The sequence below is a fragment of the Xenorhabdus sp. SGI246 genome, from assembly GCF_040838225.1.
GTDB lineage: Bacteria > Pseudomonadota > Gammaproteobacteria > Enterobacterales > Enterobacteriaceae > Xenorhabdus > Xenorhabdus indica.
Genome location: NZ_JBFPEZ010000068.1, coordinates 1 through 21,856, shown reverse-complemented (window position 1 = coordinate 21,856; position 21,856 = coordinate 1). Strand labels below are relative to the sequence as shown.

Here is a 21,856-nt window from a genome sequence, read left to right as displayed (position 1 = left end):
ATACCTTATTACAGAAATATGAAATATTATTACTCAGTGAAAGTATACGAGGACAAAAAGATATCTATCTTTTCTAAGATGACCTCTAGAGGTATTTCACTGATTTTGCTATTAATATTTTTCTGAACTAATTGAATAGCATTTTTATTTCCCGGTCCCCACACATCATTATTGATATAATTTCCATGCTTATCATTACCATATAGTGCGATTGTATTTTTTTCATATGCAGCAGCAACATGTACAATTGAGGTATCCGGTGAAATAATCAAATCAGCATGTTTTATTATTTCTACGGCACTGAGAAAACTGCAAAATGGGTTGAAAATACCGTTATCTAGATATGAAATCATACTTATTTTTTCAGGACTACCAATCAATATAATATTGACTGACTGATATGAATAAGCAATATGAGATGTTATTCCAATCAATTGTTCTTTAGAAAGATCTCTCTTTTCATCAGCAGCAAAGGGATTAATAACTACAGTTACTTTCCCTGGCAAATGAGAGTAAAAATCACGCACTTTATCCTTGATACCATCAGGAACATATATGTCATACTGCATATTATAATTATAAATACCCATATGATTCATCAAAGATTTATATCTTTCTGTAATATGTAAATCATAACCCAAATAAGCTATATTTTTGTTATAAATATTTATTTTATCTTTATTAAACCCAATTACATGATTAGAATTAATGAGTCTTATAAACAAAAGATAGATAACAGGAATTTGATCCCCCATATCAATAATAAGATCATACTTTTCCTGTTTCAATTTCAATCCTAACTTAAGTATATCTGTATTTTTATCAGGATAGAAATAGACCTTATCTATATGTGGATTATTTTCTATCACACAATAATTAGTTCGACCTGATAATACATGTAATTCATAACCTTGCTGAGACAATGCTTTTAAAATCGGTGTGGATACAATCATGTCACCAATTTTGTTATCATCTCGTAAAAAAAGCACCTTTTTAACACCTATAAGAGAAAATTCTCTTTTTTTCCATTTATCAATAAATATTTTACCTATATTAAACCTTATTTTTTTGAAAAAATAATTTTTTCTTCTATTTATTTCACGTAATTTTTTAAATTTTTTTTCAGCCATTAGGACATCTCAAAGAATAACATCAAAAATTTTGCTGCTTTATCAAAGATAAATACTCACCAACTACAACATCCAAGTCAAATCTCTTATACATATTTTCCGTAATTAAAGGAGGATTCTGATAAACCAAACGCATTTTTTCTGCCAATGATTCTGAAGTAAGTTCTGATTTATATTGTTCTAATTCCCCGACCATAATTTCACTGATTCCACCAGGGCAATTTGTGCTGACAACTGGAGTCTGGCAGATCAAAGCCTCAATTAATACATTACCTAAACCTTCACTATCTGAACTCAGAACAACAGCTTTAGCTTCACATATCACGGGTAAAGGATTTGTTAAAAACCCAATTAGTTTAACTCTGGATTGTAAACCAAGTTCCACAATTTTCTGTTTAATTTTATCAGTCATTTTTTCATCGCCATGACCGGCAATTAATAAGTTGCAAGGAATAGCAGCCATGGCAAATGCTTCTAACAAGCGATCATGGCGTTTCACCGCGTGAAATCGTCCAAGATGGAGAATATAATCTTGACCTGAATATGGATTGTTTTCTAAGGAATTCCATTTAATTTCAGTTATGTTGAATGGGTTGTAAATAGTGACCATTCTTCTGGCAGCAACAGATAGATTTTCCTGTAAATCCAAGCCAACTGCATCAGAAACACAAATCAAATTACGATCCTGATAAACACGCTGAATTTTATGCTTCTTAAGCCAACGAGCCAGACCTGTTTTATTTTCGAGGTAAGATTTAGAAAATACACCATGAATACAAAACCATACATTCAAATTTTCTAATACTTTAGACTTTGCAACTATACGATCGGTTTTGTGTAAATTGGATATTACCAGCGCAGGAATTCCTTTTTGCCGCAAGATTTTTTCCAAAACCTTATCCATTGATTTTGCTCTGCGAAAAATTTCAGTCTGTCTTCTAAAAGGGCCTGAATATTTATCAGCATTAATAACCAAGTCAATATGTTCAGGAATCGAATATTCGCATTTATCAGACAATGATAATAATGTGATATCAAAGCCTTTCTGTTGCAATCCACGGCACAGGCGTATTACAACATTTTCAGCACCACCACCTGGCAATCCATCAATAATAAACAGGATATGCCCTTTCATAAAGAAAGCACCTTGCTATACAGCTCAGTAAGCTGCTGAGATAAATAAGCCGGAGTATAATCCGTTATCTTTTCTTTTGCTGACATAGCGATCTTATTGGTCAAATGATCTGAAGGTATTAAAGAAATCCTCTCAGATAATCCCTTTATATCCAAGGCGTCACAGACAAAGCCATTTACTCCTGAGTCAATGAACTCAGCTCCGCCACAGGTTTTACTGGTTATAATCGGTAAGCCACATGCCATTGCTTCCAGAATGACATTCGGGAAAGGATCATATAATGTCGGGAGTAATAATCCATCAGCCATTTGATAAAATGGCAGTGTCTTTTTTTGTACGCCCAGAAACCGAATGCGAGTATAGCAACCAAGAGAATGAGCAAGTTGTTTATATTTATTTTCTTCCTTGTCCTGCCCAATCACTAATAAATACGCTTCCGTCTTACTAATTGCTTCAATTGCGGCTTTCAGCCCTTTTCTTTCAAAACCCGACCCAACATATACGAGACATTTAGCTCGTGCCGGGATGGCATATTGCTGTCGCAAGACAACTCGTTCTCTTTCTCCGGCAGGAAAAAACTGTGACTGGTCAATAGCATTATAAATCACAGAAATTTTCTCTTCTGGTAGCTCAAAATCTTCCATAACTTCCTGTTTGACCATCTCAGAGTTACAGATAACTTTCTTCAACTCTGGAGACAAATACATTCTTTTCTCCGCATCCATGACATAACGATGGTAACGGCTGGCAAAAAGCAGTTTACTTTTCCAAGCAGGCAGGATTCTTGACCTTTGCTGCAACCACCGCTGATGTACGCCATCACCAGCCCGATAAATATCACATCCCGCTATTCGTTCATGACTTTGGACGATATCGAATTGTTCCTTTTGCCAAAGCGCTCTGGATGCATCAGCAAATCCCTTCTCACGACTAATGCGTCCCCATTTCAACGGATTGGCCAAGTGCACATGCCAGTTTGGATTTATGCTTCCCTGCCAAGAGCGGGTAATAACATTTAATTGTAGATTTTCATTACCCAATGCTTCTAAGGCTCTGGAAATGAAACGTTCAGCACCACCATCAGGGCGATATTTTTGCCGAACTATGGCAAGACGAACAGGTTTCATATGAATATCTCCGAGCAGTTTCAATCACAACATCTGTCGGGATCAAACTTAAATAGCGATTATCTGTTTTAGTATCAATTTTATCAGGGTCCGGTAATTTACCGTAATTTTCTGCCCAGATCACTTCCCTATTGTCTTGTCATGGATGCTAAAAGGCATTTTATAGGCTAAATTAATGACCAGATCGTGCCTTCGATTTCCAATACTTATCATAAAAGTAGGCATACTCTTTTTAAGGGAATACGAACAACCTATCCGCATTTTGCACACTTTCTTCAAGCCAATGTGATACTATAACCGCAATCTATTTTAGTGAATTTGATAGAATGTTGCTTCGCTTATATCAGGTACTTCTCTACCTTATCCAACCTATTATCTGGTTGCGCTTATTACTGCGCAGCCGTAAATCCCCGGCGTACCGTAAACGCTGGAGTGAACGCTATGGTTTTTGTGCCCAAAAAGTTACGCCAGGAGGGATATTACTCCATTCGGTTTCAGTTGGAGAGACATTAGCTGCCATTCCTCTCGTCAGGATTTTACGGCATCACTATCCTTTTCTGCCAATTACTGTAACAACCATGACGCCAACTGGCTCCGAAAGGGTACTTTCCGCACTAGGAGATGATGTTAACCACGTTTACCTACCGTATGATTTGCCTGGCTCTATGAGCCGTTTCCTTGATAACGTCAATCCCAAGTTAATGATTATTATGGAAACTGAGCTATGGCCTAATTTGATAGCCCAATTACACCAACGTGGTATACCGCTGGTTATTGCCAATGCAAGGCTTTCAGCCCGTTCCGCTGCCGGGTATCAGAAAATTAACAGTTTTATTAAAGCTATTTTAAACAAAATAACGTTGATCGCTGCACAAAACCAGGAAGATGGCGAACGTTTTATTGAATTAGGGTTGAAACGCGCCCAACTGGCTGTCACAGGCAGTCTCAAATTCGATATTTCTGTTACACCTGAATTGGCCGCTAAGGCGGTGACTCTGCGTCGTCAATGGGCTGCACATCGGCCTGTATGGATTGCAACCAGTACCCATGATGGTGAAGAAACGATCATACTGGATGCGCATCGAAATTTATTGAAACAACACCCCAATTTATTGCTGATTTTGGTTCCCCGCCATCCTGAACGTTTTGCTAAAGCGGAAGAATTAACTCAAAAAGCAGGGCTAAGCTCGGTATTAAGGAGCTCTGCTACCATACCCGATGCCAATGTCCAGGTTGTTATTGGTGATACTATGGGTGAACTGATGCTACTGTACGGTATTGCAGATCTAGCCTTTGTCGGAGGCAGCTTAATCGAACGTGGCGGTCATAATCCACTGGAAGCTGCGGCTCATGCGATCCCGGTCATTATGGGGCCACACACATTCAATTTTAAGGATATCTGTGCCAAACTGGATAAAGCTGATGGGCTTATTACTGTGACAGATAGCCAATCTTTGAGTACCGCTGTCAATAGCCTGCTGACGGATGAAGATTATCGCCTTTATTACGGTCGACATGCCGCGGAAGTCTTACACGAGAATCAAGGCGCACTGCAACGATTGTTAAAATTGCTGGAACCTTATCTCCCACCACGGAGCCATTGATGAGTACGAGAAAACGTCTGTCCGTCGTCATGATTGCCAAAAATGCCGCCGACTTAATTGGTGATTGCCTGCTGTCTGTAGACTGGGCAGATGAAATTATCGTTCTGGATTCTGGTAGTACTGATGCAACCTGTCAAATAGCCAAAGAAATGGGCGCCAAAGTTTACACCAATACTCAATGGCCTGGTTTTGGTCTTCAACGGCAACTCGCACAGTCCTATGCCAGCGGTGATTACATTTTCATGATTGATACAGATGAGCGAGTCACTCCTGAGTTAAAAGCTTCAATTGAACAAGTTCTGGAAAGTCCCGACGACAATAAAGTCTATGCCTGCGCGCGCCTTAATTTATTCATGCACCGGTTTATGAAGCACAGCGGCTGGTATCCTGATAAGGTCGTTCGTCTCTATTGCCGTGAACGTTATCAATATAACGATAATCAGGTTCATGAATCACTGGATACCCAAGGTGCCCGTATCGTGACATTAAAAGGTGATTTGCGTCATTTAACTTGCCGCAATCTGATGGAATTCCAGCAAAAGCAATTGAATTACGCGAAAGATTGGGCCAAATATCGCTACAAGCAGGGTAAAACAACTCGTTATTCTTCCATTATCAGCCATACACTGGGCGCATTTTTCAAAACGTGGCTGTTAAGAGCGGGTTTCCTTGATGGTAAACAAGGGCTAATGTTAGCGATTGTCAATGCTCAATACACATTCAATAAATATGCAGCACTCTGGGAGCTGACCCAAGCAGAGAGTCAAAGATAATGAAAAAAAAAGCAATTTATCCCGGTACTTTTGATCCTATTACCTATGGTCATCTCGATATAGTGACCCGTGCTGCAAATATGTTTGATCATGTTTTACTTGCCATCGCCAGTAGTGACAGAAAAAACCCTATGTTCAACCTTGAAGAACGTGTCACATTAGCAAAAGAAGTCACTGCCCATTTGGATAATGTTGAGGTTGCAGGATTCAGCGAGTTGATGGCTAATTTTGCTAAAAAACAACAGGCGACGATCTTAATTCGTGGGGTACGTTCAGTTTCTGATTTTGAATATGAATGGCAACTCGCCAATATGAATCGACATTTTATGTCTGAGTTGGAAAGTGTCTTCCTGTTGCCCTCTCAAAGTCTGTCCTTTGTCTCATCATCCTTAATCAAAGACGTTGCTCGTCATGACGGTGATGTTTCATCATTCCTACCGGAGCCTGTTGCTCTGGCTATGTTAAAAAAATTAGGCAAATAAATATTAGGTAAATAAATCATAGTCGTCGGGGGCAATTCAGCCCCCAAAGATACAATTAATGCTGGCACTGCCGACAAAAAAACGCACTGCGCTGCCCTAATTTTATACTCTCTATTTTTTCTCCGCACATTGGGCAAAGCTCGCCTTTTTTGCCATAAACAAATAATTCCTGCGCAAAATACCCCGGTTTCCCATCAGATTGCAGAAAATCTTTCAGCGTAGTCCCCCCTTGTTCAATAGAACGACGTAAAATCTGCTTTATCGTATCTGCTAATAGATAAGCCTCTTCCTGTGTCAGAGAATGAGCAGGGCGCTCAGGTAAGATATGGGCCACATATAAAGCTTCATTGGCATAAATATTGCCAACACCAACAACCACTTTGTTATCCATCAACCAGGGTTTAATAGCCGTTTTCTTATTACGCGAAAGAGTGTAAAGGTATGAGCCATCAAATACATCAGACAGGGGCTCAGGGCCCAAATGAGCCAGTACAGAACATTTCTCAAGATCATCGCTCCATAGCCAGGCTCCGAAACGCCGTGGATCCGTATAGCGGAGAATTTTACCGTCTGTCATCACCAGGTCGATATGATCATGTTTTGCAGGAGGAAACTCATGCAATAAGATACGTAAGCTACCGGACATCCCAAGATGGACAATAATCCATCCATCAGACAATTCGAGCAATAAATACTTTGCTCTACGTTGCACACTGAGCACTGCTTGATCTGATAATTTCATGATCTGTTCAGAAACAGGCCAGCGCAAACGTGAATTCCTTACCTCAACATATTGAATCACATTGCCAGCTAAATGTGGCTCAATTCCTCTGCGACTGGTTTCAACCTCTGGTAATTCCGGCATACTGACTCCTTGAATAAACTATCTACAGCATCCTATTTAGCAGATTACGATACCGTTTTCATGTATTATTTATAGCTAAATCCAGTCAAAATCGTTGAAAGAATAGGCCACACCATGCTTCTTGATATCAGAAATAGGCTAAACATAATCGAAAATAAAAAGTCCCTGTGGAACTTATCTATTATTGGACTATATATTAGCCTTGTTTATCTGCCAGATATAACAAGATATAAAAATCTTGTCATGATCCTTATCTGTATAACAGCACTGTGTTATCTGGTAACGGATTTTCGTCAGGTAGTAAACTCACTGAGAAATTCTCTCTTTTTCTCCATTTTGCTATTTATACTGGCAATGTTCTACTCTATTGGAATTTCTATTGATTCCGCATTGAGTTTCAAAGAGATGAATAAGCCTATCTTAAATGGCCTGCTGCTGTTTAGTTTCACACTTCCGATTGTGCTCTATCAGGAAAGTAAGCAACACATTGCAAAAATGATCCTGATTGCTTTTATTATTGGTATGTTAGCTATTTCACTGACCGATCTCGCGAAATACATTATCGATTACGATTCAACAGGTGAAATACCATTTACTAACTATAATCATCGGGAGTTTTCATACGGATTTATTTTCTATTTTCCTGTGTTGTTATGTACTTGGGCATTATGGAAAAAACATTCTTTACTGAGTTGGTTATTGTTGCTTATCGCTTCAGCCATCAGCCTATTCTTATTACTTGGAACACTTTCTCGTGGTGCTTGGGTTGCCATCGTGGCAGCCACAGTATTTATTATTGTGATTAATAGAGAATGGAAAATCACCATTGCTGCTGCAATATGTCTGGCATTATTGGCCGGGATCACTCATTGGTCGGCAGCATCAAATCCTGCCACAAAATTACTGCTTTTTAAGCTTACCCAAACTGATAGCAGCCACCGCTATAGTAATGGAACCCAAGGCTCTGCGTGGCAATTGATTATGGAAAACCCTGTCAAAGGTTATGGTTTCGGTAACAAGGTATATCACCAAGTCTATAATAGTCGTGTTGCCGATTATCCGGAATGGACATACAGAACTTCGATTGGACCACATAATGTATTTTTATCGCTTTGGTTTGCCGGTGGCGTCTTGGGTCTAATAACCACACTATTAATGACACTCTCAGCAATATTTACCGGAAGCCAAATCATACGTCGAAATAGTGGCATAATCCGACAAGCGGGTGTCATTATGCTTGCCGCCTTTATTGGTATTTTCATCGTCAGGGGGATGTTTGAAAATGCTTATATTAATGAAATAGGTGTCTTATTGGGATTAATGATCGCCCTATATAACGCCCAAAAAAAACCGGAATAGCACAGAAAAACCACTAATTTCAGATACACCAGCCCATATCCAATAAATGAGACGGGCTGGTGTCCCACTATTTGACTTTCATTTATCAAAACAGATTTTTTTCTATCACTTGCATAATCAACTTTGCTCGTTGATCCCAATTAAATTGCTCCGCGACTAATCTCTGAGAGTGTTCTGCTTTAGCTATTATTTCAGTCGGGTTATCAATCAGTAGTTGAATCTGTTGTGCGAAACTTGTCGCATTTTCACTGTCTGCAAAGCTGACCGCGTTTTCATCAACCACATCACGAATGGAAGGAAGATCAGAAATAACAACGGGTTTACCCATCGCCATATATTCAAAAAGTTTAAGAGGGGAAGTATAGCGGCTGCCAATACTGGTTTTTGTCAATGGCAGGATGCAAATATCATTATCTGCAATGACTTGGAAACGATTTTTAGGATGGACAAACCCCAGAAAATTAACCCGATCACTTACACCAATTTGTTGAGCTACAGATTTGAGTTGTTCAATCTGCGTACTATTTCCACCAGCAATGTTCAATACAACATTATTAAGGTGACACATAGACTTCATCGCAGTAGGTACGCCTTTCCAGCGATGCAAACTGCCTAGATACAATACCTGCGTTGTTTCTCCTTTCTGGTATTGCTTGCCCAAAGATGTCATCTTTGTCGCTTCAACTGCTAACAAATCAACACCGTCAGGTGCAACGATAATCGGAGTTTTAACCCCATATTCTGTATAAATATCGTCACGTAGTAATGAAGTCAGAACAAAAACAGTCCGGGCACGATGATAAACCTGTTGTTCAATTTTTCTGAGCCTAAAATATTTGCGCTTATTAGCACGTTTATTCAGGTCATGGGACTCTTTAAAAGACTGAGAAAAAATTTCATGACTTTCAAAAAAGTGTGGAATATCAGGATGCTTATGCAAGAGATAATTTGCCATTTTAATATTACGAGTAAAAATGGCATCGACCTGATGTTCTTGCAACCAACGGGAAACCTGAAAATAAAATAATTTTTGCGTATTAATGGGGAAATACCACTTACGGCGCACGTCGCGTAAAGCGATCAATGCAACAGATGGCGGTAACTTTCTACCCAGGATCTCCTCAACACCATTTTGACCCGCTGGTGTAATCAGGCTGACTTGATGACCCTGACGGGCAAAAGCATCCACATTCTGCAAAATTTGCAGTGAAGCAACACGAAAATCAGGTACAGGATAGGGATCAATATAAGCAATCTTCATGACTTTTTTATCGTATCCAATAAACGGCCCGCCGAATGCTCCCAGGTATACATCGTTTCAATTCTCTGACGAGCATGTTTACCCATTTCTTTTCCTCTGTCTGGTAAAGACAAGAGATGATTAACAGCTCCGGCAATAGCCTCCGCATCACCGGGCGTCACCAGAATGCCGGACTGATTCTCATTTCCTACCACTTCAGGTATACCACCAATATAACTGGCAATGACAGGCCGCTCACATGCCATTGCCTCCGCAATAGTAATACCAAATGCTTCATCACCAATGCTTGGAAAGATCCCGGCATCCCCGGCAGCATAAAACTCAGGTAACTGATCATGACCAACAGGAGGATGAAAAATAATTGATTGTCCTAACTTTAATTCCGCCGCTTTTTTTTCAAGCCGTTTCAGTTCTTCACCTGCTCCAATAATTAACAGTTTCACATCCTTATCACGTAACAAGGCCATCGCATCAACAGCAATTTTCATGCCTTTCCATCCGACTAACCTACCAGCAAAAGTCAGTAGAAACGTATTTTCATGAATCCCTAGCCGACTGCGGACATCAGAATTGGCAGGTTTGAACTTATCAACATCTACACCATTATAGATAACATTTGGAAATTGTTTGAAATGATGCTGGATCTGCCAAGCATTAAAATGGCTGCATGCAACCCATGCCGATATTTTTTTCCCTAATATTCTGTCACCTTTAAAAAAGCTGGTTCCCCCACTCATATAGCAAAACTTAGTATGGGAATTGGTTGGCATCATTCTGGGCCAGAAGAAATCAAAAGGCTTAGTTAATATTACCCAGTCGAAATTTTCAGCAATCACGGTTTCACGGGCATGACGGGCAAATGAGTAGCGTTCAACAATACGTTGAAAACGACGGCCAATATTGATTACTCGTTCTCTGGGGATAAATGGGAAAGTATGCACACGGATATTCCGATTCCTCAACTCAGGTCTGATATCACCTATTCCGCCGAAAATATGGATCTCATGTCCTGCATCTGTTAAAACTTTAGCCAGCTCCCAGACCGCCGTTTGAATACCACCATAGGACATGGTAACGGTGACATCAATAAATCCTATTTTCATCGTTTTCATTATCCTTTTATTGAACTTCTAGTATATTTTTTACTGAATCCCAGACTTGTTCCACTGATATGTCTGACATGTTATCTTGACGGGTTGCCTGTTGATAATCTATTGGATGTTCAATCACAGCCAATTTTGCATGCTGTTGTGGAGCAAGAAAACGACCAGGATGAAAACTATGGTACATAGCAACCATTGGGATCCCCAATGCTCCTGCCAAATGTGTCGTCCCGGTATCAACACCAACATACAAATTAAGTTGGCTCATAATCGCCGCATTTTGGCGCATCGTCGTTTTACCCGCCAAAGATGTACATCTCTGTACTCCCAACATTTCAGATAATCTTTCCGCTGCTGCCGCCCCATCCTGGCTACCCAACAGTAAAATATGGGCAGTAGGATAACGAGCATAAATACGCTGAGCTAACTCGTAAAAAGATTCTACTGGCCAATCACGGTAAGCTTTCGCAGGAAAACTTTGTAGCTGAAAACCAATCCTTAGTTTATTTTGCAACCCATAATGCCGGAGAAAAGAACTCGCATATTCTGCTTCATTTTGACTCACACAATACTGCAACCGCCAATCATAAATCTCAATCCCTAACGCATTAGCTAACAATGCTCTTTCCTGCTGAGCCTGCATAAGTTTTTGAGGTTTTTTTACAAAAAATTCATTTGGAGTTTTGCGGGATGTATCAGAAAAGCAAACAACCCGATTTGCTTTTCGTCTGGCATATTGTAGTAAAGGTTTATCATGATTATATACTAATGCCAAATCATAACTCTGACGAGAAAACCAACTAACCCACTTCGCTTTTCCTTTTGAAAAAACATTTATTGAATTGATTTCATCGATATTCTCAAGGATCTCTTTTGTTCTTTTATGCGCCAATACATCAATATTGGCTTCTGGCCAGTTTAACTTTAAAGCCCGAATTACCGGTGTTACAAGTAACGTGTCACCAAAACGTGCAATATTGATAATCAAAATGTTTTTAGGTTGCATAATAATGAATTATAAAATTATCCACTCAGAGACCAACTCAAGAGAACATACATCAAAGTTATTTAAGACATTTTGATATAGATTGTTCCATACAAAAGCCAAACCAGAATTTTATTTCATTTGTTCTATATTCACTTAATAGTATATTAGTTCCATATTAGATAAAATGGTAACATGGGAGCAAAACAATATGATCTCCCACTAATGATTGTCACTAACAACAAAAATAGACTCCATTTTATCTAACATATTATCCATACCGAACAAACGTGTGGCTCGTTTAAATGAAGCATTTCCCATCTGCAAACGGACATCTGCATTTCTCATTAACAGATCTAATTTCTCAGTTAGCTGCTCAATACATTTAGGTTCAATAACATAGCCTGTTTCACCGTCAATCACAGCTTCAGAGATAGCGCCCACTGATGTAGAGACCACTGGTAATCCGCACGCCATTGCCTGCATGATGCCTTGTGGAACCCCTTCATTTCCAAACGAAGGCAATGCAAAAATATCCATCGCATTTAAACAGTCTGGAACATCCTGACGATTACCAAGAAAAATGACACTATCCGTCAACCCTTCTTGTTTAACCCTGGGTTCGAGATTTTTTCGTTGTGGGCCATCCCCAACAAACAATAACTGCCAATCAGGATAGCGTTGATGAAGTATTTTCCAGCTATCCAACAGGTAACGATGCCCTTTCCAGGTTCTCATTGTCGCCACAATACCCAAAGTCGGTTTATCTGCAATTCCAATACGCTGTCGGCACTGTTGTTTGTTTTCAGGCTGAAAACGTGTCAAGTCGATACCTGTCGGTACAGAGGTCATATGAGATAGCGGATAGCCATTATTCGTATGTAGATATTGGCGTAACTTCTCCCCTGTTGTCACAATGTGCTGGCAGGATTTCAAATAGAGCCAGCGGGTCGCTATGGAAGTTGAAACATTAGTGGAAACATGACGGGTTCGAACTATTGGTGGCATCCCCTTTAATGTGGAACATGCCGCAGCTACCAGCCAAGAATCAGTAGAACTGTGAGTGTTAATGATATCAAATCGATGACCTTCAGCCTTCAACCAACGGCGCATTGCTATAAAGCATGAAAGACGTTTTTTTTCAATTGGCAACGCAACGACAGGAACACCATAATGGTGAGCTTCACGGTAAAGCGTCGAAGTTGGGCAACAAACGATAACAACATGATGCCCACGACGCATCATCCCCTGAGATTCCGTCAGAATACGAATCTCTTGCCCTCCCCAACCACGCGACGATTCCGTATGTAAGATATTCAAGGTCTTTCTAGTCATTTTATGAGCCACGCCTGACAGTTCATATATCAAAAAGCGTTAGTATAACTGAACGTCATATTACGTTCACGGGTAACCGATAACCCGATTTAAGATAAGGAGGGATTGGTGTATTTCAGGTATAAAAAACCCAGCTTTCGCTGGGTTTTTTTAAGTCCACTAAAATTATTTGATTTTAGCTTCTTTGTACATGACATGCTGACGAACAACTGGATCAAATTTTTTCATTTCCAGTTTTTCAGGCATAGTACGCTTGTTCTTCGTAGTGGTATAGAAGTGACCAGTACCAGCAGAAGAAACCAGTTTAATTTTATCGCGAATACCTTTAGCCATTTTTCAGCTCCTTAGTATTTCTCACCGCGGGCACGCAGTTCAGCAAGAACTGTATCGATACCCTTTTTGTCAATCACACGCATACCTTTAGCAGATACACGCAGAGTTACAAAACGCTTCTCAGACTCAACCCAGAAACGGTGAGAGTGCAGGTTAGGCAGAAAACGACGCTTGGTCGCATTTAATGCGTGAGAGCGGTTGTTACCACTCACAGGACGCTTGCCAGTAACTTGGCAGACTCGGGACATGTCTATTCTCCAAAAATCAAATCAGCTCGAGCTTTGTATTGGGTATGGCCGCCTCGTCAGGCTTAGGAGCCCATCTCAGCAAATTTTCTTTACTGATAAAGAAGGTTACTGAAAAGAATCACATTTTCTCAGCCAAAAACTCACTGAGATAGGCTCTTCTCGCCAAGCCCAAGATCCTCAAAGGTGGCGTAGTATACGCCCTCATTCGCTGATGCTCAAGTCCCGAACAACTAAGATCTGACTGGTTCGTGAAAAAACCGGATTAAATCCAACCTCTTTCCATAAAAGAGACACAATATTGTTTGCCTATGACAATATGATCCAAAACCTTAACACCGACTAAATTACACGCATCAATGATTTTTTCTGTCACCAGTTTATCTGCCAGACTAGGTTCTGGGTTACCGGAAGGGTGATTATGGGCAAGAATAATAGATGCGGCATTAACCTTAACCGCCTGCCTTACAATTTCCCGCGGATGAACTTCAACTTTGTTTATCGTTCCCTTGAACATCTCATCATGACAAATCACTTTATTCTGATTTGTCAAAAACAATACGACAAAAACTTCCCGATCCTGCCAGGACAATAAATCCTGCAAATAACTTTGAGTCGCGGTAGGGCTGCTCATAACATCTTCATGGATAAATTGGCTGGAGAAAAAACGCTTTGCTAATTCAGACACTGCCTGTAACTGAACATATTTGCACACGCCCATTCCTTTATGCGCACAAAAATCAGCATAATCAGCAGAAAGCAAGTGATATAATGAGCCAAATGATTGCAGCAGATGTTCCGCCATTTTTACAACAGGTACACCTCTAGTCCCTGTGCGTAAGAATATGGCCAACAACTCAGCATCCGTCAGAGCAACCGCACCATACGCCAGCAATTTCTCTCGGGGAGCAAGATCTGAATGCAATTCATCGTCTTTTTCCATTATTGTGATATCCATTCTACTTCCTCCCTTACATACCTTTTGCTGGCTGGCTAATCAGCCATGAAGATGACACCCCATAACTTTACTTTGATATCCACATCATCAATATCCCATGATGAAAAAATCACCGCCAGTCTTGTGCGTATGGTTTGCGTAGCGCTTCGCAAACTTAGTATTTCTCAGCGGCAGAACAAGAACTCTCAACGCCATATTCTCAACACCCTATTTTCTTATGATAGAATCTTGAGTAATTGTAACTTACAGGTGGACAATCAGAATGGCAGAACTTTCCGGCAAAGGGCTTTCTGGTAAGCATATTGTGCTCGGCATCAGTGGAGGTATCGCCGCTTATAAAACAGCAGAGTTAGTACGGCGTTTACGTGATTATGGTGCCCAAGTACGCGTCGTGATGACTCCGGCAGCAGAGGCTTTTATTACCCCATTGACATTACAGGCTGTATCAGGTTATCCGGTTTCTGACGATCTTTTAGACCCGGCAGCAGAAGCGGCGATGGGACATATTGAGCTGGCAAAATGGGCTGACTTGATTATTCTCGCTCCTGCGACGGCAGATCTATTAGCTCGGTTAAGTACTGGTATGGCAAACGATCTAGTCACAACTATCTGTTTAGCTTCAGCAGCCCCTCTGGCGGTCGTTCCTGCGATGAACCAGCAAATGTACCGTGCACAAGCCACTCAACATAACCTCGATATACTGAGAGAACGTAATGTGTTGATTTGGGGGCCTGATGAGGGAAGCCAGGCCTGTGGCGACGTAGGGCCAGGAAGAATGATTGAACCTATGGCGATTGTCGAACTGGCAACTCAACATTTGAACCCTATTCGAGATTTAATGGGCCTGCAAATAACAATTACAGCCGGGCCAACTCGTGAAGCCTTAGATCCTGTCCGTTTTATTACCAACCATAGCTCCGGTAAAATGGGATTCTCCATCGCACAGGCAGCCGCAGAACGTGGAGCTAAAGTCACACTGATTGCTGGCCCTGTCAATCTGACTACGCCTCAAAATGTCAAACGTATTGACGTAACCAGTGCATTGGAAATGCACGATCAAGTGCAGGTAATCGCAGCTTCACAACATATTTTCATCGGCTGTGCTGCCGTCTCTGATTACCGTTTCAAGCAGATATCAGATGAAAAAATCAAAAAACAGGGTGATGAAATCACCTATACATTAGTCAAAAATCCTGACATCGTAGCGAATGTTGCAGCAATGGAAAAACATCGTCCCTTTGTCGTTGGATTTGCAGCCGAAACCCAGAATGTGGAAGAATACGCCCGCGTAAAACTCAAGCAAAAGAATCTGGACTTGATTTGCGCGAATAATGTATCTCTGGCTGAACACGGCTTCAACAGTGATACTAATGCATTACATCTGTTCTGGCATGATGGCAGTATTAATTTACCGCACAGTGATAAATTACAACTCAGCCACCGCTTATTAGACGAGATATTCAAACGCTATGATGAAAAAAATCGACGTTAAAATCCTTGACTCCCGCATCGGGCAAGAATTTCCTTTACCGACCTACGCTACCCCTGGTTCTGCGGGCTTAGATTTACGTGCTTGTCTGGATAACGCAGTGGAACTGGCACCTGGTCAGACCGAACTTCTGCCAACAGGGATTGCTATCCATATCGCGGATGAACAATTAGCGGCGGTCATTCTTCCCCGCTCTGGTTTGGGACATAAACATGGTGTGGTGCTTGGTAATCTGGTAGGGCTCATCGACTCTGATTATCAAGGGCAACTGATGATTTCTGTTTGGAACCGCGGTGATAAGACATTCACCATCGAACCAGGCGAACGTATTGCTCAAATGGTTTTTGTGCCCGTTGTACAGGCTGAATTTAATTTGGTTGAAGATTTTGAGAGCACAGAACGTGGAGCTGGTGGTTTTGGTCATTCCGGTCGTCAATAACTTTCCATAAAGCCTGATACCGTCAACCAACTTTTATATTTTTGCCCATCATCAGCATGGGCAAAATGTATACCCATAAATTCCGAGTCAAGACCTGGAAGATAAAGGGTATCGCTGGATTTGTTTTGCTGTCTTAGCAGGGGTATTACCACACATGGCAGAAAAAGAATGTACAAAAAAGAAAAACAGACGTGAAGAAATCTTGCAGGCACTAGCGCATATGCTTGAATCCAGCGATGGCAGTCAGCGTATTACAACTGCAAAACTTGCCGCCAACGTTGGAGTTTCTGAAGCTGCACTTTATCGTCATTTTCCAAGCAAAACCCGGATGTTTGATAGCCTGATTGAGTTTATTGAAGACTCTTTAATTTCTCGCATCAACCTGATTTTACAAGATGAAAAAGAGACCATTCCTCGAATTCGGTTAATCCTGATCCTCATTTTGGGCTTTGCAGAAAAAAATCCCGGTTTAACCCGTATCATGACAGGCCATGCCCTGATGTTTGAACAAGACAGATTGCAAAACCGTATTAACCAACTGTTTGAGCGTATTGAGGTACAGCTTCGCCAAATCTTAAAAGAGAAAAAAATACGGGATGGACAAGGGTTCAGTTATGACGAAACGATACTAGCATCCCAATTACTGGCCTTTTGTGAAGGCATGCTCTCTCGTTTTGTTCGCTCTGAGTTCCGCTATCGACCAACGAAAGAATTTGAAGTACGCTGGCCCTTGATATTGACCCAACTACAATAAATTTCCCAAACCTGTTACGCACATTTTTTATTCTGGGGATCTTTTCATAACAGAATAGAATATGGAAATGATAACATGCGTTTTTCACTAACGTTTTTTGTATGAATTTGTGTTAACATGCTTTGGCTAGCTGAGTTGACTACCCAATCGCTCAGTAATGACATTCCTTCCACATTATCTGCGGGATGTCATTTCTACTACTCACCCCGCCCACCATTGGGCGAGGGATTTTTTTTAGTCTGTCATTTCTACAGAGCAATCAACCAGAACGAACTATCAAATACCGTATTCTCTGCGGTAAGTTTCCACCGCCTCTAAATAAGACTGCATTTCTGGGTTTTCACGCAGATAGGTAATCAAATCATTCAAGGTAATGATAGAAAAGACCTTGCAGTGATAATCACGCTCAACTTCCTGGATAGCCGAAAGTGTTTCCCGTCCACGCTCCTGACGATCCAGACACAAAATAACGCCAGACAACGTTGCACCATGTTGTTTGATAATTTCCATGGATTCACGAATAGCGGTTCCTGCTGTGATCACATCATCAACTACCACAACTCTTCCTTGTAATGGGCTGCCAACCAGTGTTCCTCCTTCCCCATGATCTTTTACTTCCTTACGGTTAAAACAATAAGGCATATCAATATCATGATGTTCCGCCAACGCCACTGCGGTTGTAGTTGCGATTGGAATACCTTTATAAGCTGGCCCAAACAACAAATCACATGGAATACCGCTATCCTGCAATGCCGCAGCATAAAAACGGCCAAGCAATGCCAAATCACGTCCGGTGTTAAATAACCCTGCGTTGAAAAAATACGGACTCTGGCGACCGGATTTCAGCGTAAATTCGCCAAATTTCAGCACCTGTTTTTCCAGTGCCAGTTCAATAAATTCGCGCTGATAGGCTTTCATGGGGCTCTCCTCTTGTGCATCATTTGATTCTTATCGCCATTATCTCAGACATAAAAAAGGCGACTCTTCAGCCGCCTGATCCATTTATTTTTTCAATTCATCTTGTTTTAGAGAATCTTCTTTTGGAAAACATTGCGTTAGCGCATCTCGCTGCGCGGCAAAAATAGTTGCTAATCCTTCTTTCGCTAGGGAGAGTAATGACAGCAATTCATCATGGCTAAACGGTTCACCTTCTGCCGTGCCCTGAACTTCAATCATTCGGCCATCATCCATCATGACGACATTCATATCAGTCTCAGCAGCAGAGTCTTCTACATACTCTAAATCACAACGCCCCTCTCCATCAACGATACCAACAGAAACTGCGGCTACCATTGATTTCAATGGGCTTTCTTTCAGTTTGCCATTAGCAACCAGCTTATCCAGCGCATCTACCAGAGCTACACATGCACCGGAAATAGCGGCGGTACGCGTGCCTCCATCTGCCTGAATGACATCACAATCTAACGTGATGGTATATTCACCTAGTTTTTTCAAATCTACGGCAGCGCGCAGTGAGCGGGCAATCAGACGCTGAATTTCCATCGTACGGCCAGTTTGCTTGCCTTTAGCGGCTTCACGGGCGTTACGGGTATTTGTCGCTCGTGGCAACATACCATATTCTGCCGTGATCCAACCCTGCCCCTGACCTTTCAAAAAACGTGGAATTCCTTCTTCAACGGAGGCATTACATAACACTTTGGTATCCCCGAACTCAACCAACACAGAACCTTCTGCGTGTTTAGTGTAATGACGGGTTATTTTAATAGGACGAACCTGCCCTGCCGCTCTTCCTGCCGGACGCATTCCTACCAGGCTCATAGTGTTCTCTCCGCTGTTAATACTTTATTGGGGGCGCATTATACGGCCTAACGCGGCGAATGCCTATCCTGCATCTGCATGGGGCGTTATAATCATTCATCATTTTATAAATTGGGAATGAGTTATGATCCGTAGCATGACCGCTTTTGCGCGGCGAGATATCAAGGGAGATTGGGGGAATGCAGCCTGGGAATTGCGCTCTGTCAATCAACGTTACCTGGAAACTTATATTCGTCTGCCAGAGCAATTCAGAAGTCTGGAACCAGTCATCCGTGAGCGTATCCGTTCCCGCCTGACTCGCGGCAAAGTGGAATGTAACCTACGTTTTGAGCTGGATATCCGCGCTCAGGGCTCACTGATTCTTAATGAAACTCTGGCCAAACAACTTGTTGAAGCAGCAGGCTGGATTAAACAACAGAGCAATGAAGGGGAAATTAACCCTGTAGATATTCTGCGCTGGCCGGGTGTAATGGCTGCCGAAGAACAAGATCTGGATGCCATCAGCACACAATTGCTTGCAGAACTCGATATGGCGCTGGATGCCTTTATTCAAAGCCGAGAAACTGAAGGCCAAGCGCTTAAGGCACTAATTGAACAACGTTTGGATGCCGTAACTGAGGAAGTCAGCAAGGTTCGTGTACAGATGCCAGCCATCCTGCAATGGCAACGTGAACGGCTACAAACCAAGTTGGAAGAAGCCCAGATCCAGTTGGAAAATAACCGTCTTGAGCAAGAGTTGATCTTATTGGCTCAACGTATTGATGTGGCAGAAGAGCTGGATCGCTTGGATGCACATGTCAAAGAAACTCGTAATATTCTGAAAAAGAAAGAAGCTGTCGGCCGCCGTCTCGATTTTATGATGCAAGAATTTAACCGCGAATCGAATACATTGGCATCAAAATCAATTAATGCGGATGTGACTAATTCTGCGATTGAATTAAAAGTGTTAATTGAACAGATGAGGGAACAGATTCAAAATATTGAATAGGGTTTCTTAGCGATTCACAACAAATCATCAAGCCAGTATATACTTTGTTATAACTGGCTTTTTTATTATCAGAGCATTGCAGAACGAATCACAGTAGCGCATGATTAGCGTGTACCCAAAGGTGTACCCATAGCACATTTATAAAATCATTTTGGGTACACCCCTACTTTTTTCATTGGAGATTGCACAATGCCTAAGCTCACAGATAAAGAGATCAGGGCGTGGATAAAGTCGGGCGAAAGGTTCGAAGGGAAAGCGGACGGTAACGGGCTGTATCTATGCTATAGAGGAAACTATCAGCACCCTATATGGCGTTTTAGGTATAAGTTCGCAGGAAAGCCCAGAGTGATGATACTAGTACTACAGTCGTAGCCCGCATTGTGTCATGATAGCTATCTTCTTTCTTCCTCATCCTAAGGGGGGTGCCCTATGGCCTCACCTGTCAATCTCTGGGAACAGGCGCTTCTGCTGGCTCATTCCCGTCTGATCCCACTGTTTTACTCTGCAAGTTCTCAGCAACGTTGTCTGGCGTATCTTCGTGGGTTACTCAGCGATGTTGAACATAAAAATAGCTGGCAACTGGCTGAATGGCTGGGTGAGCACTCGCCGGATAACATTCAATATTTTCTGGAACGTGCCCGGTGGGATGCTGAAGCCGCCCGCGATATCTTACGCAATTATGTGATGGAGCATCTGGGGGATGAGCAAGGTATCCTGATTATTGATAAAACGGGTTTTATCAAAAAAGGGACGCATTCTGCCGGCGTGCAGCGTCAGTATAGTGGGACTGCTGGGCGGGTAGAAAACAGTCAGATAGGGGTTTTCCTGTGTTACGCCGGCAACGGCGGCCATGCCTTTATTGACCGGGAATTATACCTGCCAGAATCGTGGACTGAGGATCGTCCACGCTGTGAAGCTGCCGGTATTCCTGAACCGGTGCACTTTGCCACCAAACCCCAGCTCGCCCAGTACATGCTGGAACGGGCACTTGATGCCGGTGTTCCCTGCCGTTGGGTCACTGCTGATGCGGTCTATGGGCATGATCGCCGCTTGCGATGCTGGCTGGATCCCAACATCAACCGTTCGTCTTAGCGATCCCCAAAAATGAACCTCTTTGGTGGCGAAAACCGCACTACACTCGGGCAGACATTATTGCATCCAGTCTGACCGCTGATGATTGGGAAAAACAGTCAGCTGGGCTGGGCACCAAAGGCGAACGGCGTTATGGGCATTATCTGTTGCTCCGGCGTAATCGGGATGAAAAACAGGAACTGGCCTATTATGTTGTCTATGCCCTTAAAGAGCAGGCTGATCTCAAGACGCTGATTCAGGTGGCCGGACACCGCTGGGAAATCGAAAGCGGTTTTGAGGAAACGAAGGGCGAGTGCGGTCTGGATCATGATGAAGTCCGGCAGTGGCACAGTTGGTATCGACATATTACGTTGTCATTATTGGCGCATGCGGTGCTGGCTGTTTTGCGGATACAGGAGAAAAAACGCCAGCGGGACTGGTAGCTCTGAGTGTTGCGGAACTGCGTAAGTTGCTGTCAAAACTGATGAGAAAGACAGAAGAAACCCTAAAGCAGGTTTTATTTTGGTCAACCTGGCGACGACGACATCAGTATCGCGCACAACAATGTCATTATCGTCGGCGGAATAACCTGATGATTACGGAACGATTACGGCTGTAGTACTAGGTTGTGTCCCTTAATT

22 protein-coding genes and 3 pseudogenes are annotated in these 21,856 nt (G+C 42.0%); 11 read left to right on the top strand and 14 right to left on the bottom strand.

The window, feature by feature from the left end; translation table 11 throughout:
• Window positions 1–29 precede the first annotated feature (29 nt).
• From ABLA85_RS15390 to ABLA85_RS15375, 4 genes and pseudogenes are all read right to left on the bottom strand, one after another.
• Complete coding sequence (locus ABLA85_RS15390; RefSeq protein WP_367965266.1) at window positions 30–1,130, bottom strand: glycosyltransferase family 9 protein; 1,101 nt, start codon at window positions 1,128–1,130, stop codon at window positions 30–32.
• Between the two features lie 22 nt (window positions 1,131–1,152).
• Window positions 1,153–2,265 carry a glycosyltransferase gene (locus ABLA85_RS15385; protein ID WP_367965265.1) on the bottom strand — a complete coding sequence of 371 codons (1,113 nt, stop codon included), beginning with the start codon at window positions 2,263–2,265 and terminating at the stop codon, window positions 1,153–1,155.
• A complete protein-coding gene (locus ABLA85_RS15380) occupies window positions 2,262–3,392 on the bottom strand; it encodes a glycosyltransferase family 4 protein (protein ID WP_367965264.1) in 1,131 nt (376 codons plus the stop codon). The genes ABLA85_RS15385 and ABLA85_RS15380 overlap by 4 nt, the downstream gene beginning before the upstream one ends.
• Window positions 3,346–3,528: pseudogene (locus ABLA85_RS15375) on the bottom strand (hypothetical protein); the annotation flags it as partial. The gene ABLA85_RS15380 and the pseudogene ABLA85_RS15375, both read right to left, overlap by 47 nt.
• 190 nt (window positions 3,529–3,718) lie before the next feature.
• Between ABLA85_RS15375 and waaA the strand changes: the two are divergent.
• From waaA to coaD, 3 genes are read left to right on the top strand one after another with little or no spacing between them, the layout of a single operon-like run.
• On the top strand, window positions 3,719–4,996 hold the full coding sequence (gene waaA, locus ABLA85_RS15370; protein WP_367965263.1) for a lipid IV(A) 3-deoxy-D-manno-octulosonic acid transferase: 1,278 nt from the start codon (window positions 3,719–3,721) through the stop codon (window positions 4,994–4,996).
• Complete coding sequence (locus ABLA85_RS15365; protein WP_367965262.1) at window positions 4,996–5,769, top strand: glycosyltransferase family 2 protein; 774 nt, start codon at window positions 4,996–4,998, stop codon at window positions 5,767–5,769. The genes waaA and ABLA85_RS15365 overlap by 1 nt, the downstream gene beginning before the upstream one ends.
• On the top strand, window positions 5,769–6,251 hold the full coding sequence (gene coaD / locus ABLA85_RS15360; protein ID WP_367965261.1) for a pantetheine-phosphate adenylyltransferase: 483 nt from the start codon (window positions 5,769–5,771) through the stop codon (window positions 6,249–6,251). Before ABLA85_RS15365 ends, coaD begins: the two co-directional genes overlap by 1 nt.
• A gap of 55 nt (window positions 6,252–6,306) precedes the next feature.
• Here coaD and mutM read toward each other — a convergent pair whose 3' ends face one another.
• Window positions 6,307–7,116 carry a bifunctional DNA-formamidopyrimidine glycosylase/DNA-(apurinic or apyrimidinic site) lyase gene (gene mutM, locus ABLA85_RS15355; RefSeq protein WP_367965260.1) on the bottom strand — a complete coding sequence of 270 codons (810 nt, stop codon included), beginning with the start codon at window positions 7,114–7,116 and terminating at the stop codon, window positions 6,307–6,309.
• Between the two features lie 114 nt (window positions 7,117–7,230).
• Here mutM and rfaL point away from each other — a divergent pair, with 114 nt between their 5' ends.
• The gene (rfaL, locus tag ABLA85_RS15350) at window positions 7,231–8,475 is read left to right on the top strand and encodes an O-antigen ligase RfaL (protein ID WP_367965259.1); all 1,245 of its coding nucleotides are present in this window, start codon (window positions 7,231–7,233) and stop codon (window positions 8,473–8,475) included.
• A gap of 85 nt (window positions 8,476–8,560) precedes the next feature.
• Here the strand turns inward: rfaL and ABLA85_RS15345 are convergent, their stop codons facing one another.
• The 7 genes from ABLA85_RS15345 to radC all read right to left on the bottom strand — a co-directional run bounded on the left by ABLA85_RS15345 (window position 8,561) and on the right by radC (window position 14,695).
• Complete coding sequence (locus tag ABLA85_RS15345) at window positions 8,561–9,736, bottom strand: glycosyltransferase family 4 protein (protein WP_367965258.1); 1,176 nt, start codon at window positions 9,734–9,736, stop codon at window positions 8,561–8,563.
• Window positions 9,733–10,839 (bottom strand): glycosyltransferase family 4 protein, encoded by a 1,107-nt coding sequence (locus ABLA85_RS15340; RefSeq protein WP_367965257.1) that lies wholly within the window; start codon window positions 10,837–10,839, stop codon window positions 9,733–9,735. The genes ABLA85_RS15345 and ABLA85_RS15340 overlap by 4 nt, the downstream gene beginning before the upstream one ends.
• A 16-nt stretch (window positions 10,840–10,855) precedes the next feature.
• Window positions 10,856–11,845, bottom strand: coding sequence for a glycosyltransferase family 9 protein (locus tag ABLA85_RS15335; protein WP_367965256.1), 990 nt, complete (start codon window positions 11,843–11,845; stop codon window positions 10,856–10,858).
• A 201-nt stretch (window positions 11,846–12,046) separates the two neighbouring features.
• Window positions 12,047–13,159: a glycosyltransferase family 4 protein gene (locus ABLA85_RS15330; RefSeq protein WP_367965255.1), complete on the bottom strand. Its 1,113-nt coding sequence runs from the start codon at window positions 13,157–13,159 to the stop codon at window positions 12,047–12,049.
• A 165-nt stretch (window positions 13,160–13,324) separates the two neighbouring features.
• A complete protein-coding gene (gene rpmG / locus ABLA85_RS15325) occupies window positions 13,325–13,492 on the bottom strand; it encodes a 50S ribosomal protein L33 (protein WP_010847629.1) in 168 nt (55 codons plus the stop codon).
• Between the two features lie 11 nt (window positions 13,493–13,503).
• Window positions 13,504–13,740 (bottom strand): 50S ribosomal protein L28, encoded by a 237-nt coding sequence (gene rpmB / locus ABLA85_RS15320; protein ID WP_038239873.1) that lies wholly within the window; start codon window positions 13,738–13,740, stop codon window positions 13,504–13,506.
• A 262-nt stretch (window positions 13,741–14,002) separates the two neighbouring features.
• The gene (gene radC / locus ABLA85_RS15315; RefSeq protein ID WP_367965254.1) at window positions 14,003–14,695 is read right to left on the bottom strand and encodes a DNA repair protein RadC; all 693 of its coding nucleotides are present in this window, start codon (window positions 14,693–14,695) and stop codon (window positions 14,003–14,005) included.
• A 262-nt stretch (window positions 14,696–14,957) separates the two neighbouring features.
• Between radC and coaBC the strand changes: the two genes are divergently transcribed.
• The 3 genes from coaBC to slmA all read left to right on the top strand — a co-directional run bounded on the left by coaBC (window position 14,958) and on the right by slmA (window position 17,377).
• Entirely contained in the window at window positions 14,958–16,187 is a 1,230-nt protein-coding gene (gene coaBC / locus ABLA85_RS15310) for a bifunctional phosphopantothenoylcysteine decarboxylase/phosphopantothenate--cysteine ligase CoaBC (protein ID WP_367965253.1), read from the top strand.
• Window positions 16,165–16,623, top strand: a complete 459-nt coding sequence (gene dut / locus ABLA85_RS15305; protein ID WP_367965252.1) for a dUTP diphosphatase — start codon at window positions 16,165–16,167, stop codon at window positions 16,621–16,623. Before coaBC ends, dut begins: the two co-directional genes overlap by 23 nt.
• 154 nt (window positions 16,624–16,777) lie before the next feature.
• Entirely contained in the window at window positions 16,778–17,377 is a 600-nt protein-coding gene (gene slmA / locus ABLA85_RS15300; protein ID WP_367965251.1) for a nucleoid occlusion factor SlmA, read from the top strand.
• A gap of 276 nt (window positions 17,378–17,653) precedes the next feature.
• On the opposite strand, the gene pyrE is transcribed toward slmA, so the two are convergent.
• Together pyrE and rph are read right to left on the bottom strand one after the other, a co-directional pair.
• Entirely contained in the window at window positions 17,654–18,295 is a 642-nt protein-coding gene (gene pyrE, locus ABLA85_RS15295) for an orotate phosphoribosyltransferase (protein WP_367965250.1), read from the bottom strand.
• An 84-nt stretch (window positions 18,296–18,379) separates the two neighbouring features.
• Complete coding sequence (gene rph / locus ABLA85_RS15290) at window positions 18,380–19,141, bottom strand: ribonuclease PH (RefSeq protein WP_367965286.1); 762 nt, start codon at window positions 19,139–19,141, stop codon at window positions 18,380–18,382.
• A gap of 139 nt (window positions 19,142–19,280) precedes the next feature.
• Here rph and ABLA85_RS15285 point away from each other — a divergent pair, with 139 nt between their 5' ends.
• From ABLA85_RS15285 to ABLA85_RS15270, 4 genes and pseudogenes are all read left to right on the top strand, one after another.
• Window positions 19,281–20,144 carry a YicC/YloC family endoribonuclease gene (locus tag ABLA85_RS15285; protein WP_367965249.1) on the top strand — a complete coding sequence of 288 codons (864 nt, stop codon included), beginning with the start codon at window positions 19,281–19,283 and terminating at the stop codon, window positions 20,142–20,144.
• A 189-nt stretch (window positions 20,145–20,333) separates the two neighbouring features.
• A pseudogene (locus ABLA85_RS15280) lies at window positions 20,334–20,501 on the top strand (Arm DNA-binding domain-containing protein); the annotation flags it as partial.
• Window positions 20,502–20,657: 156 nt separating this feature from the next.
• Window positions 20,658–21,206, top strand: a pseudogene (locus ABLA85_RS15275) (IS701 family transposase); the annotation flags it as partial.
• The gene (locus ABLA85_RS15270; protein ID WP_367965248.1) at window positions 21,200–21,658 is read left to right on the top strand and encodes a transposase; all 459 of its coding nucleotides are present in this window, start codon (window positions 21,200–21,202) and stop codon (window positions 21,656–21,658) included. The pseudogene ABLA85_RS15275 and the gene ABLA85_RS15270, both read left to right, overlap by 7 nt.
• The last annotated feature ends 198 nt before the right edge of the window (window positions 21,659–21,856 follow it).

What these genes read in the sequence shown, in the direction of transcription:
- ABLA85_RS15390 (WP_367965266.1), bottom strand. Translation starts at nt 1,130, where the DNA reads ATGGCTGAAAAAAAATTTAAAAAATTACGTGAAATAAATAGAAGAAAA.
- ABLA85_RS15385 (WP_367965265.1), bottom strand. Translation starts at nt 2,265, where the DNA reads ATGAAAGGGCATATCCTGTTTATTATTGATGGATTGCCAGGTGGTGGT.
- ABLA85_RS15380 (WP_367965264.1), bottom strand. Translation starts at nt 3,392, where the DNA reads ATGAAACCTGTTCGTCTTGCCATAGTTCGGCAAAAATATCGCCCTGAT.
- waaA (WP_367965263.1), top strand. Translation starts at nt 3,719, where the DNA reads ATGTTGCTTCGCTTATATCAGGTACTTCTCTACCTTATCCAACCTATT.
- ABLA85_RS15365 (WP_367965262.1), top strand. Translation starts at nt 4,996, where the DNA reads ATGAGTACGAGAAAACGTCTGTCCGTCGTCATGATTGCCAAAAATGCC.
- coaD (WP_367965261.1), top strand. Translation starts at nt 5,769, where the DNA reads ATGAAAAAAAAAGCAATTTATCCCGGTACTTTTGATCCTATTACCTAT.
- mutM (WP_367965260.1), bottom strand. Translation starts at nt 7,116, where the DNA reads ATGCCGGAATTACCAGAGGTTGAAACCAGTCGCAGAGGAATTGAGCCA.
- rfaL (WP_367965259.1), top strand. Translation starts at nt 7,231, where the DNA reads ATGCTTCTTGATATCAGAAATAGGCTAAACATAATCGAAAATAAAAAG.
- ABLA85_RS15345 (WP_367965258.1), bottom strand. Translation starts at nt 9,736, where the DNA reads ATGAAGATTGCTTATATTGATCCCTATCCTGTACCTGATTTTCGTGTT.
- ABLA85_RS15340 (WP_367965257.1), bottom strand. Translation starts at nt 10,839, where the DNA reads ATGAAAATAGGATTTATTGATGTCACCGTTACCATGTCCTATGGTGGT.
- ABLA85_RS15335 (WP_367965256.1), bottom strand. Translation starts at nt 11,845, where the DNA reads ATGCAACCTAAAAACATTTTGATTATCAATATTGCACGTTTTGGTGAC.
- ABLA85_RS15330 (WP_367965255.1), bottom strand. Translation starts at nt 13,159, where the DNA reads ATGACTAGAAAGACCTTGAATATCTTACATACGGAATCGTCGCGTGGT.
- rpmG (WP_010847629.1), bottom strand. Translation starts at nt 13,492, where the DNA reads ATGGCTAAAGGTATTCGCGATAAAATTAAACTGGTTTCTTCTGCTGGT.
- rpmB (WP_038239873.1), bottom strand. Translation starts at nt 13,740, where the DNA reads ATGTCCCGAGTCTGCCAAGTTACTGGCAAGCGTCCTGTGAGTGGTAAC.
- radC (WP_367965254.1), bottom strand. Translation starts at nt 14,695, where the DNA reads ATGGATATCACAATAATGGAAAAAGACGATGAATTGCATTCAGATCTT.
- coaBC (WP_367965253.1), top strand. Translation starts at nt 14,958, where the DNA reads ATGGCAGAACTTTCCGGCAAAGGGCTTTCTGGTAAGCATATTGTGCTC.
- dut (WP_367965252.1), top strand. Translation starts at nt 16,165, where the DNA reads ATGATGAAAAAAATCGACGTTAAAATCCTTGACTCCCGCATCGGGCAA.
- slmA (WP_367965251.1), top strand. Translation starts at nt 16,778, where the DNA reads ATGGCAGAAAAAGAATGTACAAAAAAGAAAAACAGACGTGAAGAAATC.
- pyrE (WP_367965250.1), bottom strand. Translation starts at nt 18,295, where the DNA reads ATGAAAGCCTATCAGCGCGAATTTATTGAACTGGCACTGGAAAAACAG.
- rph (WP_367965286.1), bottom strand. Translation starts at nt 19,141, where the DNA reads ATGCGTCCGGCAGGAAGAGCGGCAGGGCAGGTTCGTCCTATTAAAATA.
- ABLA85_RS15285 (WP_367965249.1), top strand. Translation starts at nt 19,281, where the DNA reads ATGATCCGTAGCATGACCGCTTTTGCGCGGCGAGATATCAAGGGAGAT.
- ABLA85_RS15270 (WP_367965248.1), top strand. Translation starts at nt 21,200, where the DNA reads ATGCTGGCTGGATCCCAACATCAACCGTTCGTCTTAGCGATCCCCAAA.